19 protein-coding genes are annotated in these 19,261 nt (G+C 44.3%); all 19 read left to right on the top strand.

All coding sequences use genetic code 11. The annotated features are described in order from the left end of the window. The first annotated feature begins 376 nt into the window (after positions 1-376). Positions 377-808, top strand: a complete 432-nt coding sequence (locus KSX81_RS16290; RefSeq protein ID WP_004297299.1) for an acyl-CoA thioesterase — start codon at positions 377-379, stop codon at positions 806-808. A 207-nt stretch (positions 809-1,015) separates the two neighbouring features. Continuing rightward, entirely contained in the window at positions 1,016-2,539 is a 1,524-nt protein-coding gene (gene hutH / locus KSX81_RS16285) for a histidine ammonia-lyase (RefSeq protein ID WP_004297298.1), read from the top strand. 1 nt (position 2,540) lies between these two features. Continuing rightward, on the top strand, positions 2,541-3,269 hold the full coding sequence (gene fabG / locus KSX81_RS16280) for a 3-oxoacyl-ACP reductase FabG (protein WP_004297297.1): 729 nt from the start codon (positions 2,541-2,543) through the stop codon (positions 3,267-3,269). 26 nt (positions 3,270-3,295) lie between these two features. Further along, positions 3,296-4,519 (top strand): beta-ketoacyl-[acyl-carrier-protein] synthase family protein, encoded by a 1,224-nt coding sequence (locus KSX81_RS16275; RefSeq protein WP_004297296.1) that lies wholly within the window; start codon positions 3,296-3,298, stop codon positions 4,517-4,519. 21 nt (positions 4,520-4,540) lie between these two features. Then, positions 4,541-4,792, top strand: a complete 252-nt coding sequence (locus KSX81_RS16270) for an acyl carrier protein (protein ID WP_004297295.1) — start codon at positions 4,541-4,543, stop codon at positions 4,790-4,792. Between the two features lie 2 nt (positions 4,793-4,794). Further along, on the top strand, positions 4,795-5,712 hold the full coding sequence (locus KSX81_RS16265; protein ID WP_004297294.1) for an acyltransferase: 918 nt from the start codon (positions 4,795-4,797) through the stop codon (positions 5,710-5,712). A gap of 18 nt (positions 5,713-5,730) precedes the next feature. Further along, positions 5,731-6,801, top strand: a complete 1,071-nt coding sequence (locus tag KSX81_RS16260) for a class I SAM-dependent methyltransferase (protein WP_004297293.1) — start codon at positions 5,731-5,733, stop codon at positions 6,799-6,801. Next, positions 6,798-7,235, top strand: coding sequence for a hydroxymyristoyl-ACP dehydratase (locus tag KSX81_RS16255; protein WP_052587878.1), 438 nt, complete (start codon positions 6,798-6,800; stop codon positions 7,233-7,235). Before KSX81_RS16260 ends, KSX81_RS16255 begins: the two co-directional genes overlap by 4 nt. After that, entirely contained in the window at positions 7,232-7,675 is a 444-nt protein-coding gene (locus tag KSX81_RS16250) for an acyl-CoA thioesterase (protein WP_004305454.1), read from the top strand. The genes KSX81_RS16255 and KSX81_RS16250 overlap by 4 nt, the downstream gene beginning before the upstream one ends. Continuing rightward, complete coding sequence (locus KSX81_RS16245; RefSeq protein WP_052587874.1) at positions 7,660-9,432, top strand: beta-ketoacyl synthase N-terminal-like domain-containing protein; 1,773 nt, start codon at positions 7,660-7,662, stop codon at positions 9,430-9,432. The genes KSX81_RS16250 and KSX81_RS16245 overlap by 16 nt, the downstream gene beginning before the upstream one ends. Continuing rightward, positions 9,425-9,706 carry a phosphopantetheine-binding protein gene (locus tag KSX81_RS16240; protein WP_004297289.1) on the top strand — a complete coding sequence of 94 codons (282 nt, stop codon included), beginning with the start codon at positions 9,425-9,427 and terminating at the stop codon, positions 9,704-9,706. The genes KSX81_RS16245 and KSX81_RS16240 overlap by 8 nt, the downstream gene beginning before the upstream one ends. Positions 9,707-9,709: 3 nt before the next feature. Beyond that, on the top strand, positions 9,710-10,900 hold the full coding sequence (locus tag KSX81_RS16235; protein WP_004297288.1) for a beta-ketoacyl-[acyl-carrier-protein] synthase family protein: 1,191 nt from the start codon (positions 9,710-9,712) through the stop codon (positions 10,898-10,900). Between the two features lie 24 nt (positions 10,901-10,924). After that, complete coding sequence (locus KSX81_RS16230; protein WP_004297287.1) at positions 10,925-11,923, top strand: beta-ketoacyl synthase chain length factor; 999 nt, start codon at positions 10,925-10,927, stop codon at positions 11,921-11,923. Further along, positions 11,920-12,597 (top strand): polysaccharide deacetylase family protein, encoded by a 678-nt coding sequence (locus KSX81_RS16225; RefSeq protein WP_004297286.1) that lies wholly within the window; start codon positions 11,920-11,922, stop codon positions 12,595-12,597. Before KSX81_RS16230 ends, KSX81_RS16225 begins: the two co-directional genes overlap by 4 nt. Before the next feature lie 13 nt (positions 12,598-12,610). After that, positions 12,611-13,246, top strand: coding sequence for a LolA family protein (locus KSX81_RS16220; RefSeq protein WP_004323602.1), 636 nt, complete (start codon positions 12,611-12,613; stop codon positions 13,244-13,246). Then, positions 13,221-13,781, top strand: a complete 561-nt coding sequence (locus KSX81_RS16215; RefSeq protein ID WP_004324728.1) for a hypothetical protein — start codon at positions 13,221-13,223, stop codon at positions 13,779-13,781. Before KSX81_RS16220 ends, KSX81_RS16215 begins: the two co-directional genes overlap by 26 nt. 3 nt (positions 13,782-13,784) lie before the next feature. After that, entirely contained in the window at positions 13,785-14,219 is a 435-nt protein-coding gene (locus tag KSX81_RS16210; protein ID WP_004297282.1) for a 3-hydroxylacyl-ACP dehydratase, read from the top strand. Next, positions 14,216-15,406 carry a DUF2062 domain-containing protein gene (locus KSX81_RS16205; RefSeq protein WP_004297281.1) on the top strand — a complete coding sequence of 397 codons (1,191 nt, stop codon included), beginning with the start codon at positions 14,216-14,218 and terminating at the stop codon, positions 15,404-15,406. Before KSX81_RS16210 ends, KSX81_RS16205 begins: the two co-directional genes overlap by 4 nt. Beyond that, positions 15,403-19,260 carry a trifunctional MMPL family transporter/lysophospholipid acyltransferase/class I SAM-dependent methyltransferase gene (locus KSX81_RS16200; RefSeq protein WP_004297280.1) on the top strand — a complete coding sequence of 1,286 codons (3,858 nt, stop codon included), beginning with the start codon at positions 15,403-15,405 and terminating at the stop codon, positions 19,258-19,260. The genes KSX81_RS16205 and KSX81_RS16200 overlap by 4 nt, the downstream gene beginning before the upstream one ends. The last annotated feature ends 1 nt before the right edge of the window (position 19,261 follow it).

The raw sequence follows: 19,261 nt of genomic DNA, 5'->3' as shown, positions 1-19,261 counted from the left end.
CAAGTTTAATCAAAGAGATTATATCACTCATTTTCAAATACATAAACAATTTGCAATAAAGAAAAAAAGCATTAATAACCAGATTAAGTTTCAAGTACGATCCTGTGCAAAAATTCCACAGAAATGTGGACATATTCCACAAGATAATAAGTTAAGAATAATCCGTATTTAAAAGTTCCTTTCCATCCTTCTGATTGTTTCCACATATCAGAAGTCAGAATAAACGTTCCAAAACTCCAGTTTAAACGATTATTAACTAATTTCTCCCCCGTCTCCGAGAACAGAATCATCAGAAATATCTATCTTTGCCCCAATTTCAAGCAAGAAAGCAAAAGTGCTATTTTTGTGTCGAATTTAAAACGTTTAAGAGAAAACAATGGAAGAAATCGTATTTCATCACACATTACCTATCCAATTGCGATTCAATGATGTAGACAAATTTGGTCACGTCAACAACACGGTTTACTTCTCCTTTTACGACTTGGGAAAGACTGAATACTTCGGTTCGGTATGCCCGGGAGTAGATTGGGAAAAGATTGGCATTGTCGTTGTTCATATTGAAGCGAATTTCGTTAAGCAAATTTTCGCATCGGACCACATCGCTGTACAAACCGCCGTCTCTAAGATAGGTACCAAAAGCTTTCATCTGGTTCAACAAGTCATTGACACGAAAACCAATGAGGTGAAATGTGTTTGCAAGTCCATCATGGTTACTTTCAATCTTGAAAGACATGAGTCCATGCCACTGACCAAGGAATGGATAGAAGCGATCTGCAAGTATGAAGGACGGGATTTGCAAAAAGCATAGATTGATTCCCCCCCACCGATGAAGACACCCTCCGGCACCAATGAAGGCATCGAGCGGTACCGGGGAACAAATCTCCCACGAATAAGAAACAAAACAAGCAAAACCAATTCCTTAGAAAAAGTTTTATCCTGATTCATGTCCGCTATATAACAGAAATTGCCTATTTTTGCACCTTATTATTAAGGCATAAAATATCTAGTACAGAAAATGATAGCTGACAAAAGTATAAATTTAGATACCCTTCATAAAGTATTGTTTGATAATGAGAAGCTGAAACTCTCTGAAGAATGTATTCGAAAAGTAGAAGAAAGCTTCGATTTTCTGCAATCCTTTTCCAGCGATAAGATTATTTATGGTATCAATACGGGGTTCGGCCCAATGGCACAATACAGAATAGAAGATCAGTCATTGATCGACCTTCAGTATAATATCATCCGAAGCCATTCCACCGGTGCCGGCAAACCGCTTCCCGAACTTTATGTAAAAGCAGCTATGATTGCCCGTTTGTACACTTTTCTACAAGGGAAGTCAGGAGTGCATCTGGAACTGGTTTCTCTCCTCTGTGAATTTATCAACCGCGGAATTTATCCGTTCATACCCGAACACGGAAGTGTAGGTGCCAGCGGCGATCTCGTACAACTGGCCCATATCGCCCTGACGTTAATAGGGGAAGGGGAAGTTTTTTATCAGGGTAAATTGTGTAACGCAGCTACGGTACTTCAGGAAAACGGCCTGAAACCTTTTTCCATGCGTATTCGTGAAGGTTTATCCGTTACAAACGGTACTTCTGTAATGACAGGCATCGGTATTGTCAATCTGATTTATGCAAAAAAACTACTCCGTTGGTCGGTGGCTGCCTCTGTAATGATGAATGAGATTGCCGCCTCTTATGATGATTTTATGGCACAGGCATTAAACGAGGCCAAGCATCATAAAGGTCAACAAGAGATAGCTGCTATGATGAGAGAATGGGTGGCAGGCAGTAAATCCGTGCTTCAAAGAGAGAACGAGCTATACAACCAGGTGCATAAAGAGAAAATCTTCGAACACAAAGTACAGCCCTATTATTCCTTGCGATGTGTTCCGCAAATACTCGGTCCTATTTACGATGAACTGGAGAATGCGGAAGAAGTATTAATAAACGAAATAAATTCCGCCTGTGACAATCCGATTGTCGATCCGGATACACAAAATATTTATCATGGCGGCAACTTCCACGGAGATTACATTTCTTTCGAAATGGACAAGTTGAAAATTGCTGTGACCAAGCTGACTATGCTTTGCGAAAGACAAATTAACTATCTGTTCCACGACCGTATCAATGGCATCCTGCCTCCGTTTGTAAATTTGGGAGTGCTTGGATTGAACTATGGTTTACAGGCTTCGCAATTCACTGCAACCTCCACCACAGCGGAGTGTCAGACATTATCAAATCCGATGTATGTACACAGTATCCCCAACAACAATGATAATCAGGATATTGTCAGCATGGGAACCAACTCGGCTCTATTAGCAAAAACAGTCATTGAGAATTCTTATCAGGTGATGGCTATCCAGTTTATGGGAATGGCACAAGCTATCGACTACCTGAAAATACAGGATCGCCTAAGTTCCAAAAGCAGGCAGGTTTATGAAGAAATACGCAGTTTCTTCCCTGTATTTACCAATGACACACCTAAATATAAAGAGATAGAAATGATGATAGACTATCTCAAAAAAGAAGATAAATAAAATGAAATATGCATTAGTAACCGGAGGAAGCCGAGGTATCGGCCGTGCTGTCAGTTGTAAACTGGCGGAAATGGGCTACTTTATACTGATAAATTATCAGAATAATGACGCAGAAGCGGAGAAAACGTTGCAGTTAGTACAGGAAAAAGGAAGTAATGGCGAGTTGATGAAGTTCGATGTGACCGACCCTGCCGCTATCACCCTTGCTTTGGGCAACTGGGCTTCCCAACACCCTGACGAATATATCGAGGTACTGATAAACAATGCAGGTATCCGCAAAGACAACCTGATGCTCTGGATGACAGGAGAAGAATGGAGCAAAGTGCTCGATATCAGCCTGAACGGATTCTTCAACGTGACACAGCCTTTATTGAAGAATATGCTGGTCAAACGTTATGGACGTATCGTAAATATCGTGTCATTGTCGGGCATTCAGGGAATGCCCGGCCAAGCCAATTACTCCGCAGCCAAAGGTGGCGTAATAGCCGCTACCAAAGCACTGGCACAGGAAGTTGCCAAGAAGAAAGTAACAGTCAATGCAGTAGCTCCGGGATTCATCCGTACGGATATGACGGAAGGAATTGATGAGAACGAATGGAAGAAACATATTCCCGCGGGACGTTTCGGCACTCCGGAAGAGGTTGCCGACCTGGTCGGTTTCCTGGCATCTCCAGCCTCATCCTACATCACAGGAGAAGTGATTTCCATCAACGGAGGACTATATACTTAAAATAAAAGCATAGAATAGACAAAATAATGAAAAGAGTTGTTATCACGGGAATGGGGATTTACTCTTGCATCGGCAAGAATCTGGATGAAGTAAAAGACTCACTATATCATGGAAAATCGGGAATTGGCATAGATCCGGTACGGAAAGAATTGGGCTATTTTTCTGCATTAACGGGGATATTGCAACGTCCCGACTTGAAGAAGTTGTTGGACCGCCGTAAACGTCTCTGTCTGCCGGAGCAGGGAGAATATGCTTATCTCGCTACATTAGAGGCTTTCCGTAATGCAGGGATTGACGAGAATTTTCTCGAATCCAACGAAGTGGGTATCTTGTATGGCAATGATAGTAGCGCCGCTCCTGTTATTAACGCAGTGGACATCATTCGTGAAAAGAAAAACACTGCACTAGTGGGTTCCGGTTCTATTTTCCAGTCGATGAATTCCACCGTGACAATGAACCTATCGGTTATTTTCAAACTTAGAGGGGTCAACTTCACTATTGCCGGAGCCTGTGCAAGCGGTTCTCACGCTATTGGTATGGGTTACCTGCTTATAAAATCGGGATTACAGGATTGTATTCTTTGCGGTGGCGCACAAGAAGTCAATCCTTATGCAGTAGGAAGTTTCGACGGACTAAGCGCATTTTCCACCCAGGAAGCAGCCCCCGAGAAAGCCTCGAAACCTTTTGATAAACGACGTGACGGACTGATTCCGAGTGGAGGAGCCGCCAGTCTGGTATTAGAGAGTTATGAATCGGCTGTAAAAAGAGGAGCTCCCATCTTGGCCGAAGTCATCGGTTACGGTTTTTCATCCAATGGAGATCACATCTCCGTGCCTAATGTGGACGGTCCGAAACGTTCTCTTCAAATGGCCATCAAAGATGCAGGGATTGCACTCGAACAGATCAGTTATATCAATGCACACGCCACCTCAACTCCGGTAGGTGACTTGAACGAGGCGAAAGCCATTGCGGAAGTATTTGAAGGGCATCACCCGTATGTGACCTCCACAAAGTCTATGACAGGACATGAAATGTGGATGGCCGGTGCCAGTGAAGTGATTTATTCCACCCTCATGATGAACAACGGTTTCATCGCTCCCAACCTCAATTTCGAGGAACCGGACGAGGCCTCTGCACAATTAAATATACCTACCCAACGGGTAAACCTGGAATTTGATACGTTCCTTTCCAACTCATTCGGATTCGGAGGAACCAATTCCACGCTAATCATACGCAAAATCAATCCATAATTTACTAAAGAAAACAGATATATGACAAACGAAGAAATCATCGAGAAAATAAGAACCACTCTGGCAGAAGAGTTTGAAGTAGGCATCGACGTTATCCAGCCGGATGCACCGTTAATGGAAACTCTTGAACTGGACAGCCTGGACTTGGTCGATATGGTGGTACTGGTAGAAAAGAACTTCGGTTTCAACGTAACCGGACAAGATTTTGCGGGTATCAAAACCTTCCAGGACTTCTACGATCTCGTTATCACCCGTATGCAGGAAGCCAAGTAAATATGTCGACGTGGAAAGGCAAAACCCGGGGAGGAACATTCGGATACTTATTCTTTATTTACCTGATTAAGTATCTGGGCATTACTGCCGCTTATATATTTCTAAGTCTGGTAGTATTGTACTTCGTACCGTTTGCTCCGAAAGCCACTAAAAGCACCTGGTTTTATGCCCGCCACATCCTGAAATACAACCGAATACGCTCTTTGGGTATGTTGCTGCGCAACTATTACCGATTAGGGCAAATCCTGATTGACAAGGTAGCCATTGGCAACGGAAAAGTCAGTCAATATCGGTTCGAATTCGAACAGTATCCGGAGTTTCTGCAATTACTGAACAGTGAACAGGGAGTGATTATGATTGGCGCCCATGTGGGAAACTGGGAAATAGGCGTTCCTTTCTTCGACGATTATGGAAAGAAAATCAATATCGTGATGTATGATGCCGAACATCGTAGAATCAAAGAGATATTGGAGAAAAATGGTCAGGATAAGGATTTTAAGATTATCCCCGTCAACGAAGATAACCTGACACACGTTTTCCGTATTACCGAGGCGTTAAACAAGAAAGAGTATGTATGCTTCCAGGGCGACCGTTATCTGAATAAAGAGAAACTGCTGACAGGAACACTCCTGGGACAGAAAGCTCCTTTCCCTGCCGGCCCTTTCCTGCTTGGTTCGCGAATGAAAGTTCCAGTGGTATTCTACTTTGCCATGAGAGAGCCGGGCAGAACCTACCGTTTTCATTTTATAAGGACGGAACCAGTCATACGAACCAAAGAAAAGAAAGCAGAGATCGCTCTGCTCGAACAATATACGACCGCTTTGGACCAAATACTGAAACGCTATCCGGAACAATGGTTCAACTATTACTCATTCTGGAAAACCACGAGTGACGGTTCGCCCTCCAAAGGATTGAAATAAAGATATAACAAAATAAAGATGCAACAGAATCAATATGATAAGGAACCGTTGACCGCGGTAGAGGCACAACGCTTGGCACAAGAAATAGCTTTCGGGCCCATCGTGTTTCAGGTATCACGCCTTATGCTCAAATTCGGTATTTTCCAGTTACTAGCCGACGAACGTGCAGGCATGACACAAGAAGAAATCAGCAAGGCTTGTGGCCTGTCTTCTTATGCAACACAAGTTTTGCTGGAAGCCTCATTAACGATCGGTACCGTATTGCGGCACAAAAACCTTTACCGCCTTGCCAAAGCCGGATGGTTCCTGCTCAACGACAGGATGGTACGTGTCAATATGGATTTCAACCACGATGTCAACTATCTGGGAATGTTCCATCTCGAAGAGGCTCTCACCAACGGACGTCCCGGAGGGCTGAAAGTATTCGGCGAATGGAGCACTATCTATGAAGGGCTGTCAAGCTTGCCCTCACAGGTACAAAAGAGCTGGTTCGGTTTCGATCATTATTACTCGGATTGCTCGTTTGACGAAGCTTTGGCAATTGTTTTCGCCCGTCATCCCAAGACTTTACTGGATGTGGGAGGTAATACCGGTCGATGGGCAACCAAGTGCGTAAGCTATGACGACGCAGTGGAAGTAACTATTATGGACCTTCCGCAACAATTGGAGATGATGCGTCAACAAACTAAAGAACTGCCCGGAGCAATGCGTATCCACGGGTATGGCGCCAATCTGCTCGATCCCGAAGTTCCTTTCCCGACAGGGTTCGATGCTATCTGGATGAGCCAGTTCCTTGATTGTTTCTCGGAAGAAGAAGTAACCAGCATACTGACCCGTGCAGCCCGCTCTATGAGCCGGGAGAGCCGCCTCTATATCATGGAAACTTTCTGGAACCGGCAAAAGTTTGACACAGCCGCTTATTGCCTGACACAAATCAGTCTTTATTTCACAGCCATGGCAAATGGTAACAGCAAAATGTATCATTCGGATGATATGGAACGGTGCATCAAAGCAGCGGGATTGGAAGTTGAAAAGATAGATGACCATTTAGGAATGGGACACAGCATTGTACAATGCAGATTGAAATGAACAACAGGGAAGTTATCATACAAGGAGAAGGAATGCTCAATTTGATTCCACAGCGTCCGCCCATCGTGATGGTGGACAGTTTCTTTGGTATCGAAGAGAATCATTCCTATTCCGGACTGACTGTTACTGCTGATAATATTTTCTGCGAAACCGGAAAACTGCAAGAGGCAGGAATTATCGAACACATCGCTCAATCGGCAGCGGCACGTATCGGATTTCTTTATACCCGGCAGGGTGAAAAAGTACCGTTAGGGTTTATCGGTTCGGTGGACAAACTTAAAATCCACGATTTGCCAAAGATCGGGATGAAACTATTTACGGAGATTACCGTTGTACAAGAGGTATTCGACATTACATTGATTTCTGCACAAGTGAAAGTGGAAGACAAGCTGATAGCTGAATGCAGGATGAAAATATTTATAAAAAAAGAATGAAACGGAAAACGAATCAACAGGTTGCAGCTTTGACTAACCGGACTACCTTCAGAGTGCGGTTCAGCGAAATAGACTCCATGCAGATTGTATGGCACGGTGAGTATGTGCGCTATTTTGAAGATGGAAGAGAAGCTTTTGGCAAACAGTATGGTTTGGATTATATGAGTATTTACCGGGAGGGATACATGGTTCCTATCGTGGATTTAACCTGTCAGTTCAAACAATCACTATCTTTTGGTGAAGAAGCGATTGTCGAGACGCGCTATATTGCCTGTGAGGCAGCCAAGATAAAATTTGAATACGTTATCTACCGGGCTACCGACCAGAGTATAGTAGCTACCGGAAGCACCATACAAGTGTTCCTGAACCTGAATAAAGAATTGGAGCTTATGAACCCTCCGTTTTATCTGGAATGGAAAAAGAAATGGAATATCCTTTAAATATATACATCACAGCCCATACGCTGATTAGTTCGTTAGGTTTCGGCATCCCGGAAAACCTGGAGGCCATCCATAACTACCGAAGCGGAATCCGTATGCAAGAAGCCGGCCTAATTTCCGATCATCCCCTATTGGCGGGAATGATTGATTCTGTGGAATTGGAAAAACGGGCGAAGCTGATGCAGATTACGGATTATACCCGAATGGAGCAATTATTCATACTGGCTATCCAAGAGGTTATTTCTCAATCGGGAGCCGACTTGCGGGAACCGGATTACGCCTTGTTATTATCTACCACTAAAGGAAATGTTGATTTATTGAGTGAATTACCTGCTGACAGTCCGGTTTTTCTTTGGAAAATGGCGGAGCGAATCGGAGATTTCTTTGGAGCGACAAATCAGGTAGAGGTCATCTCCAATGCCTGTATATCAGGAGTCTCGGCACTAATCGTCGCTAAGAGATGGATAGAATCAGGACGTTACAAACGAGTGATTGTGGCAGGTGGGGATATTCTTTCTCATTTCATTACCAGCGGCTTTCTATCGTTTCGATCTGTCAGCGCACACCTTTGCCGACCATACGATATACAACGGGATGGATTAAGTCTGGGCGAAGCCTGTGGAGCTGTTCTTTTAGAAACTCAAGGAAACGCGAATCATATTATTCTCTCCGGAGGAGCAATCAGCAATGACGCCAACCATATATCCGGTCCTTCCCGAACAGGGGACGGTTTAGCTCTAGCCATTAATCAGGCAATGGAAGAAGCCGGAGCACTCCCCGAAGACATTAGCTTTATCAATGCACACGGAACAGCTACGGTTTACAATGATGAAATGGAATCCAAAGCCATACATCTGGCGGGATTAGCTGCAGTTCCGGTGAATAGCCTCAAGCCCTATTTCGGTCATACATTAGGAGCTTCGGGCATTATCGAAACCATACTTTGCATAGAGCAACTAAAAGAAGGAAGATACTACGGAACTTTAGGGTATGAAACACTCGGTGTTCCCATGCCTATCACTGTCTATGCCACTCATCAGCCGATACCGATGAAATGCTGCATCAAAACTGCTTCCGGTTTCGGAGGCTGTAATGCCGCACTGGTATTATCCCTCCCCGATGCTCACCTGAAACAGAAAGTAAACTTGCAGGCAACCGACAAAGCGAGTGCTCCGTCAGTTTGCAAAGCAGTGGTGGAATCGGGCAACATGGTCACAATCAGGCCAGGAGCAGTAGAAAGTAAAGGAACAACTGTATTCAGCTCTTCGGAAACTGACTTTGCACCGTTCATCCGGGAAGCATACAAGCATCTGGGAGAAAACAATATGAAGTTCTATAAGATGGACAACCTCTGTAAGCTGGGATATGTAGCTGCCGAATATTTACTGAAAAATACACACCACCGTCCGGAAGAGATTGGAATCATTCTTGCCAATGCTTCTTCCTCTCTGGATACGGACTGCAAACATCAGGCAATCATCAGTAAAGAAGGGGACAAAGCAGCCAGTCCTGCCGTGTTTGTCTACACTCTCCCCAATGTAGTATTGGGAGAAATCTGTATCCGGCACAAGATTCAGGGAGAGAATACATTCTTTGTCCGTCGGCAATCCGATGCTGCCTCATTAGAGGATTATGCAAGGATTGTGATGGCAAAAGGTAAGTTACGCACCTGTATCATAGGCTGGTGCGAACTACTGGACGGACATTATCAAGCAGAATTTAAACAACTTAATAATATATCAACGATTTATGGATAATTTAGATCAAACCAAAAGAGAACTGATGGACGAAGTGAAAGGGAAACTAATCGAAGAGTTGAACCTTGAAGAAATCACTCCGGAAGATATTGACAATGAAGCCCCTCTGTTTGGCGACGAAGGTCTTGGCCTCGACTCCATTGACGCACTCGAAATCATCCTGATTCTGGAACGCGAATACGGTATAAAGATAGAGAACCCCAGTGAAGGAAAACAAATCTTCTACTCGGTACGTACACTGGCAGACTACATCATTGCTAATCGCAAAGCTTAACCGATGAAGATATACGTCACCGGATTGGGAGTTGTTTCGGGCATCGGTATCGGAGTTTCCGAAAATATAGAAGCGTTGAGACAAAGAAAGCATGGCATCGGAAAAGTAACTCTTTTTCCGACTGCTCTCGATGTGCCCGTATCCGAAGTGAAACGTAGCAATGAGGAACTAAAGCAACTGATCTCTTTACCTCCGCAACGCACTGTATCACGTACGGCCTTGTTGGGAATGATAGCAGCCAAAGAAGCAATGAAAGATGCGGGACTCACACCACCATTACGTATCGGTTTTATTTCCGCCACTTCCGTTGGCGGCATGGATTTGAGCGAGCACTTCTATGAATCTTTCAAGAAAAACCCGGGACAGGGACGGTTACGGGAAGTAATTTCACACGACTGCGGAGCCAGTACAGAATTGATTGCTTCGTATTTGGGTATCAATGATTTTATAACCACCATCAGTACAGCCTGCTCGTCAGCAGCCAATGCCATCATGCTGGGAGCAAGAATGATTAAACACGGGCTACTGGATGCTGCTATCGTGGGAGGTACGGATGCACTTTGCCGGTTTACGCTCAATGGATTCAACTCCCTGATGATTTTGGACAAAACACATTGCCGTCCCTTTGACCGCTCACGTACCGGATTAAATCTGGGAGAAGGTGCCGGTTACTTAGTGCTTCAATCGGAAAGTTCACTCCAAAGAACTCCTTATTGCGAACTTAGCGGTTACGCCAATACGAATGAGGCTTATCATCAAACAGGAAGTTCTCCTGAAGGGGACGGTGCCTTTCTGTCAATGAGTGAAGCTATCGCTTCCAGTGGTATTTCCCTTGAAGAAATCGATTATATCAATGTACATGGAACAGGTACTCCCGGCAATGATGCGTCAGAAGGCATGGCGCTCCGAAGAATCTTTGGAGAACACGTTCCGCCATTTAGTTCGGTAAAAGCTTTTATCGGACATACCTTAGGAGCTTCCGAAGGAATTGAAGCTGTTTACTCCGTTCTTTCAATAGATAAAGGGCTGATTTATCCCAACCTGAACTTTACGGATGCGATGCCGGAAACAGGACTGATACCGGAAACCTCTTTTCAAGAAGGAATCCCCATCCGACATGTGTTATCCAACTCTTTCGGTTTCGGAGGAAACGATTCATCGCTCCTCTTTTCCGCAACGAATTTTCCAGCATAAACGCACCTTTAAGTATTTAAGCCTATGCAGCCAGTTTATATTCAACGCATCGCTTCCATTCATCCGCCAAAGGATCATTCACCAGGAAATAATCGCCCTTATCTTCAGGCTTGCGAACCCGATTATAAGGATATTATCACCAATGCGACCTTGCGCAGACGCATGAGCCGTATCGTAAAAATGGGGGTGGCTTGCGGATTGGAATGTATGGGTGAACTATCTCCTGAAAAGATACAAGGAATCATCACAGCAACAGGATTGGGCTGCTTGACAGATACGGAAAAATTCCTGAACAACCTATTGGATAATGAAGAGCGGATGCTGAATCCTACTCCTTTTATCCAGTCGACATTCAATACAATCGGTGCACAAATAGCTCTGATTCATCAAATACATGCCTACAACATGACTTATGTCCACCGTGGTCTTAGTTTTGAAAGTGCTTTATTGGACGCTATGATGAAAATAGGAGAAGGAAGCGAGAATATACTTGTGGGAGCCATCGATGAAATGACAGAAACCAGTTACACGATTCAGCAACGGCTGGGAGTGCTGAAAGGGATAGCAGCCGGAGAAGGTGCTCAATTCTTCCTGTTAAGTCGGGAAGCCGGAGAGCATCCGTTGGCTGAAATACAGGGAATCGAAACTTTCATAGGGAAACAGACTACAGAAGAAATCAGCTCCCGAATCATCCGTTTTTTGCAACGAAATGGTTTAGAATGTCAGGATATTCAGTGGTTGGTTACCGGGAAAAACAAGAAGCCACACAATCAAGATGACTCTCACGAGCAAACTGTTGACAATGGCAACTCTATTTATGAAGAGCTTGAAACAAACCTTTTCCCGGAAAGTGTTCATCTTAGTTTTAAGAATGAATGTGGTGAATATCCTACCGCAACATCGTATGCGGTATGGAAAGCAGTGAACGAATCGGCCAACTGCACTACCTCGACCCATATATTGATTTATAATCATCACCACTCCATCAATCATTCATTGATTCTAATCCGGAAAAGCGTATGATAATCGTTTGCCTCCTTCTTTGCTTGCTCTTGCTCCTGTCTTTTCTCGTTTATGCCTCTTATAGCATTCAATCGGGAATTTACCTCCGGTCATTTTGCAAAAAGCATACTGCGGAAAAGATTGTCGCCCTGACTTTTGATGACGGCCCCGACTCCCTACAGACTCCCAAAGTTCTGCAGGTACTAAAAGAATATCAGGTAACCGCCTGTTTCTTCTGTATCGGTCATAAGGTAAAAGGGAATGAAGCAATCTTGCAAAAAATGGTGGCAGAAGGTCATCTGATTGGAAATCATTCGCATACCCATTCCGGTTTATTCCCGCTATACGGGCTCTCCAAGATGAAAAAAGACTTGCAAACTTGTCAGTGTGAACTAGAACGAGTAACTTCGCAGCCGGTTAGTTTGTTTCGTCCGCCGTTCGGTGTCACTAATCCAACGATTGCGAAAGCCGTTCGACAGTTAGGATATACCCCTATAGGATGGAGCATCCGTACACTGGATACACAACAAGCACCGGATAAAGTCCTTGCCAGGATTCGGAAACATCTTGAACCGGGAGCCATTATTCTGTTGCACGACCGGATGCCTGACAGCGACCAGCTAGTGAAACAAATCTTGGATTTGCTGAAAGAACAAGGATATACCGTTGTCCGTCCGGACAAACTATTGGCATAAAATAAAAAAAGGTATGAGAACTTTATTAATATATTTATCGCTTTTCTTCTTGTCAATAGCCTCTATCCATGCCCAGAGCATGAAAAAGATGGCGCAAAAGACAGAGTTTGAAAGCCGCCTGGCAAAGGAGGCGCAAACCGTAGAGTCCATCGAAAGCGATTTCACCCAAGTGAAATATCTCGATGTATTCGATGAGAAGGTTACTTCCAAAGGGAAGTTCTACTACCAGAAGACCCATAAAATCTGCATGGAATATTTCCGCCCGATGGATTATCTCATCGTGATAAACGGCAGTAAGCTCAAAATCGTTTCGGATGGCAAGAAAAGTATCATGAATCTTAGTTCGAACAAAATGATGGCACAGATGCAGGATATGCTGACCGCGTGTATGATAGGCGACCTGTCTAAAATGTCGTCCAACTACCTGCTGGAGTATTTTGAAGACGCACGATACTATCTGGTTAAAATAAAACCGACCAACAAAGCGGTACAAGCCTATATTGCCGGTATAGAAATCTATCTGGACAAGAAAGATATGTCGGTACACAAACTCCGTCTGTCCGAAACAGCCACAAACTATACAGAATACGAATTCTATAATAAAAAGTTCAACTCCCTGAAGAATGAGACGAAGTTTGCGATTCGTTAGTCTGATGGTTCTGCTGTTCTTATGGATACAGATCCAGACTTCCTGCTCTCCACGGATGAGCGGGGAAGGAAGTACTGTGCTCCCCGCTATCGAACTAACACAAGGAGAAAGCTCGCAAAAATACAATATCCAACTGGATTTCATGAAACATCACATGAGCGGTATGCTAATAGTACGCCGTATGCCTGATAACGAAATCCGGATCGTAGCGTCTACCTACTTCGGACTAAGCCTTTTCGATTTTTCTCTTCGCAACGATCAGTTTACTGTCAACAGTTGCATTGAACCCATGAAAAAGGAAAAGGTGCTGAAACTTCTGGAGATGGATTTCAGACGTCTGTTCTTAAGTGGGAAAGATACTCGTGTGAAAGCGACCAAAGACAGTGCTACTGAAAAAAGAACCAGTGGAAAAGGCTTTGGAAAGTCAGTGGTCTACATCACTGGCAATACTCCGGGCGATCCCGCACAAATAAAAATCAAACATCCGTGGATTCGGTTAACGATCCGTCTGGACAAACTATCTAAAGAGATTTAATATATGCTACTTGATAACTTCTATACCATCCTTTCCTCCGAATCATCGGACTCAACGATCTGGACTATCCAGATAAAGTTGAATCCCGGGCATCCTGTTTATCAGGGACATTTCCCCGGACATCCGGTAGTTCCGGGAGTTTGCCTATTACAACTTATCAAGGAATGTGTAGAAGACATTCGCCAGCAAAAATTGCAAGTAACACAAGTGTCTTCCTGCAAGTTTCTTTCGGCTATCAATCCGATAGAAACACCGCACATTTCGATGGCACTGACTTTTAAAGAGACAGAAGAAGGTACACTTCAGTTGCAAGCGGAAGGGAGTGTAAAGAAGGAAGCTGTAAAAAAGAGTACAGTGAAAGAGAGCACTGTAGAGGAAAATACCGTAAAGGACGAATGTTTCATTAAATTAAAAGCTGCACTTACCCCGACAGTATGAAGGAACAAATAAGTACAGCCTATTGGCACGAGAAGTTGAAACAATTAGGGATCATCGTTATCATCCCAAGTTACAACAATGGAAAGACACTGGCGGACGTCATAGAAAGTGTACGTTTCTACGCCCCCGATATCCTTGTTGTCAACGACGGTTCTACAGATGAAACTGCCGGAATACTTAGCCGAGAATCTAACTTACATACCATCACCCACCCTGCCAATCAAGGAAAAGGAGTAGCTTTGAGACATGGACTATCCTTTGCCAAAAAGCAAGGATTTCGGTATGCAATCACCATTGATTCTGACGGACAGCATTTCGCTTCGGATATTCCCGCATTGATCGAAGCCATAGAAAAAGAACCGGACACATTATTGGTAGGTGCCCGTAACCTCGCCTCGGACAATATGCCGGGAAAGAATACATTTGCCAATAAGTTTTCCAACTTCTGGTTTACCCTCGAAACAGGTATCAAACTGCAAGATACACAATCCGGCTACCGCCTGTACCCCATCCAACGAATGAATGTGGACAAGTGGTATTACACCGCCAAATACGAATTTGAGCTGGAAGCACTTGTCTTTGCAGCCTGGGGAGGCATTACCGTTAAAAACATCCCGGTACATGTTTATTATCCGCCACAGGAAGAGCGGGTTTCTCATTTTCGACCGTTCCGTGATTTCACCCGTATCAGTATCCTGAACACAGTACTGGTGCTCGTCACTTTGCTTTGGATCATCCCCCGAAACTTCTTCCGTAAACTGACCTGGAAGAACTGCAAGCAGTTTTTCTCGGATCATGTCACCCACTCCCCCGAATCTAATCTGCGGATCACGGCTGCCATCACACTCGGCGTATTCATGGGTATCGTTCCGGTATGGGGATATCAAATGCTAATCACGTTATTTCTGGCACATTTGTTCAGACTGAATAAAATCATAGCTATTGTAGCAGCCAATATCAGTATCCCTCCGATGATTCCATTTTTGCTGTACGGCAGTTACGTAACCGGTTGCAAAGTGCTGGGAGATCCTGTCAATCTGCATTTAAACGAACTTTCTTTTGAAAATGTAAAATCAGTCATAGAGCAATATTTAATAGGAAGTGTTATCTTTGCAGTCGTATGCAGCATACTGGCAGGAACCATCGCGTTCATTCTGCTCACGGCGTGTAGGAAAAAAAAGATATGACCCAGTTTTTTATCGGACTATATGATTATTTCGAGAGGCACAAGATTCTGTTCTATTTGTCACTCATCAGTTGTGTCCTGTTAATGGGATTCTTTGCCCTGCAAGTAAGGTTCGAAGAGAACATCACACAATTTTTCCCCGACACTAAAGATTCCCAGAACACAATCAAAGTGTTCGACAATCTCAAGATTAAGGATAAGATTATCATTATGTTATCCTCGGCAGATACCTGCCACCGCGTAGAACCCGACTCCCTGATAGAAGCAGCCGGACAACTGCAACAAACCCTGACTGAAAAAGCCGGAGGAAAACTGATTAAAGGAATTTTCGCACAGGTAGACCAAAGCCTCATCCAAGGAGCCACAGACTTCGTTTATGAACATCTCCCGCTTTTCCTGACAGATACGGACTATCAACGCTTCGATTCCTTACTGACGGATAAAGGGATACAGGCTGTCATGCAGAAGAATTATACCAACCTCCTCTCTCCTGCCGGAATTGCATTAAGAAGTTATATTCTCCGGGACCCGCTCGGACTGGGAAGCGAAACCCTGAAACATTTGCAAGATTTCCAGTTGGAAGCCAACTACGAGATTTATGACGAACATATCTTCTCCAAAGATGGCTCCACCTTACTTATGTTCATTACCCCGGTATTCAGTACAGGCAGCACCGGAAAGAACGACGAACTGATAAAGATACTCGAAGAAGAGCTCAAGCACGTACAGGGAGAATCTCCTACCATTCGAGCTGAATATTTCGGCGGTCCCTCCGTGGGAGTCTACAACGCCCGTCAGATTAAGAAAGATACCATCCTGACCTCCTCCCTGGCACTGCTTATCATCATTGTATTTATCTCACTCGTTTTTAAACGAAAGAGATCGATACCTTTGATTATTACTCCGGTACTGTTCGGAGGATTATTTGCCCTGTTTCTCATTTTCTTTATTAAAGGAAGTATCTCCGCCATTGCAGTGGGAGCCGGTTCGGCAGTGATGGGTATTGCACTAAGCTATTCCATTCACATGCTGGCACATCAGAACCACGTTTCCACCGTACAACAACTTATTAAAGAGATAGCCTATCCGCTTACGGTAGGTAGTTTCACCACCATCGGCGCATTTCTGGGATTGATATTCACCAGTTCCGATCTGTTACGCGACTTCGGATTGTTTGCCTCTCTGGCATTGGTGGGCACCACCCTCTTCTGTCTCATTTACCTGCCTCATTTTCTGAAAGGACAGGCAGACGTCAAACAGGGACGCATACTACGCATCATCGAGAAAATAAACGCTTATTCTTACGAAAAGAATAAATGGCTGGTAGGCGGCATCCTCCTCATTACAGTAATCTGTTTGTTTACTTCGCAAAAGGTGGGCTTCAACAACGATATGATGAGTCTCAACTATGAGCCCCGCCATCTCCAACAATCAGAAGAAAAATTACTGCAACTCTTCGACAACGACGAAAAGACCGTGCTTTTTGTCAGTGTGGGAAAAGACATGAATCAGGCTACCGAAACTTATGCAACAACCAATCAGAAGTTATCTATACTGAAAGAGCAGGGACTCATCAAAGAGTATGCCTCCGCCTCACAGTTTCTGATCTCTCCGCAAGAGCAGCAAAAACGCCTGAAGAAATGGAAAGATTACTGGACGGATGAAAAACAGCAACAAGTCCGTGAACAGTTGGAAACAGTTGCCGCCGAATATCGTTTCCGCCCGGGAAGCTTCGAACCTTTTTATCAATGGATGAACCAGCCTTTCGGTGAATATCATTACACCGCGCAAGAAGACGATTTATCCGGCAAGCTATTGAATGAATGGCAAACCTCTGCCGATTCCATCACCATGCTTATCAGCCAGATACGGATCAGCGAACCGAATAAGGAAGCTGTGTACCAGAACTTTAATAAAGACCCGAATGTAGTCATCTTCGACCGTTCCTATTTTGCCAACAAATGGGTATCGGCCATCAATGACGACTTTTACCTGATTCTGTACATCTCTTCTTTCCTCATATTCTTTGCACTATGGTTCTCCTACGGACGTATCGAACTTACCCTGATGAGCTTTCTCCCGATGCTAATCAGCTGGGTAATCATCTTGGGATTGATGGGAATTCTGGGGATTGAGTTCAATATTATCAACATCATCCTGTCCACCTTTATCTTTGGCATTGGAGATGACTTCAGTATCTTCATTATGGACGGGCTACAAAACAAATACCGTACAGGTCAGAAGGTGTTGAATTCCCATAAAACAGCCATCTTCTTCTCCGCCTTCACCACAGTGGTCGGTATGGGAGCACTTGTGTTTGCCAAACACCCGGCTTTGCAATCCATTTCCCTGATTTCCATTCTGGGTATGATAGCAGTGGTACTGGTGGCTTATACCATTCAGCCACTCATTTTCCGGTTCTTCATCGCAGGCCCCGCTTCCAAAGGATTACCGCCTTATACGCTTATCGGATTGATACGTACCGTGTTGCTCTTCCTGCTTTTCTTTATCGGCTGCATCGTCCTCCGTATATTGATTATTCTGCTTTATCCGGTGCCTGTGCGCAAAAGCAGCAAGCAGCGTTTGGTGTGCCGCCTGATACAAATCACCTGCAAAGGAATTCTGCTACTGGCCACCGCCGTCAAAAAAGAACATATCAACAAAGCCAACGAACGCTTCCGGCATCCGGCAATTATCATTGCCAACCACCAGTCGTTCATCGACATTCTGGTACTGCTGTCTCTTTCGTCTAAAATCCTGATGGTGACCAACCATTGGGTATGGCACTCTCCTTTCTTCGGAGCCATCATTCGTTATGTCGACTTCTATTATATAGGCGAAGGATACGAGCAATATATGGAACGGATGCGGAAAAAAGTGAAGGAGGGCTACTCCATCGCCATTTTCCCGGAAGGCACACGTACCTATAACGGAAAGATGAAACGTTTCCACAAAGGAGCATTCTATCTGGCAGAAGCATTGAAACTGGATATTCTGCCGATCCTGCTTTACGGTAATAACAAAATCATTGCCAAAGCACAGCCTTTCAATATCCGGAAAGGAATCATCTATACAGAAATACTTCCCCGTATACCACTAGACGATCTGTCTTTCGGAAGTACTTATCAGGAGCGTACCAAACGCATATCCGCTTACATGAAAGAGGTTTATGCCCGTATCTGCCGTGAACAGAACACGACGGACAATCCGGCGTTCTACGAAGCTCTTATCCAGAACTATATCTATAAAGGTCCCGTCGTAGAATGGTATATCCGTATTAAAGTAAAGATGGAAAAGAATTACCGGCTATTCAACCGGTTGATTCCCGTCCAAGGGCAAATCACAGACATCGGTTGCGGCTTCGGCCCGTTATGCTATATGCTGTCTCTGCTTTCCGAGGACCGGGAAATCCTGGGTATTGATTACGATGAAGACAAGATAGCGCTGGCGCAGCACGGATGGTTACGCAACGAGCATCTCCAGTTCAAGCATGGCAATGCATTGGAATATCCCCTGCCGGAAAGTGATGTCTTTATCCTGAACGACATGCTTCACTATATGAGCTACGAACATCAACAAACCCTATTGTTGAAATGTGCCGGTCGCTTGCGTTCACAAGGAATGATTATCATACGCGACGGAAATTCAGCCAACGCTTCCAAGCACCGGTTAACCCGGTTCACGGAATTACTATCCACCCGTATCTTCAACTTCAACCGGACAACCGGAGAACTGTATTTCACCACTGAAACCCAATTACGGGAAATAGCAGTCACCTGTGGAATGGCTGTCGAAATCATTCCTAATGACAAATATACATCAAACACCATTTACATATTTAGAAAACCGAACTAGT

The organism is Bacteroides sp. MSK.18.37, from assembly GCF_019129155.2.
Taxonomy (GTDB): Bacteria; Bacteroidota; Bacteroidia; order Bacteroidales; family Bacteroidaceae; genus Bacteroides; species Bacteroides ovatus.
Note: the sequence above shows the minus strand (reverse complement) of the source record. Positions and strands in the feature narration are given on the sequence as shown.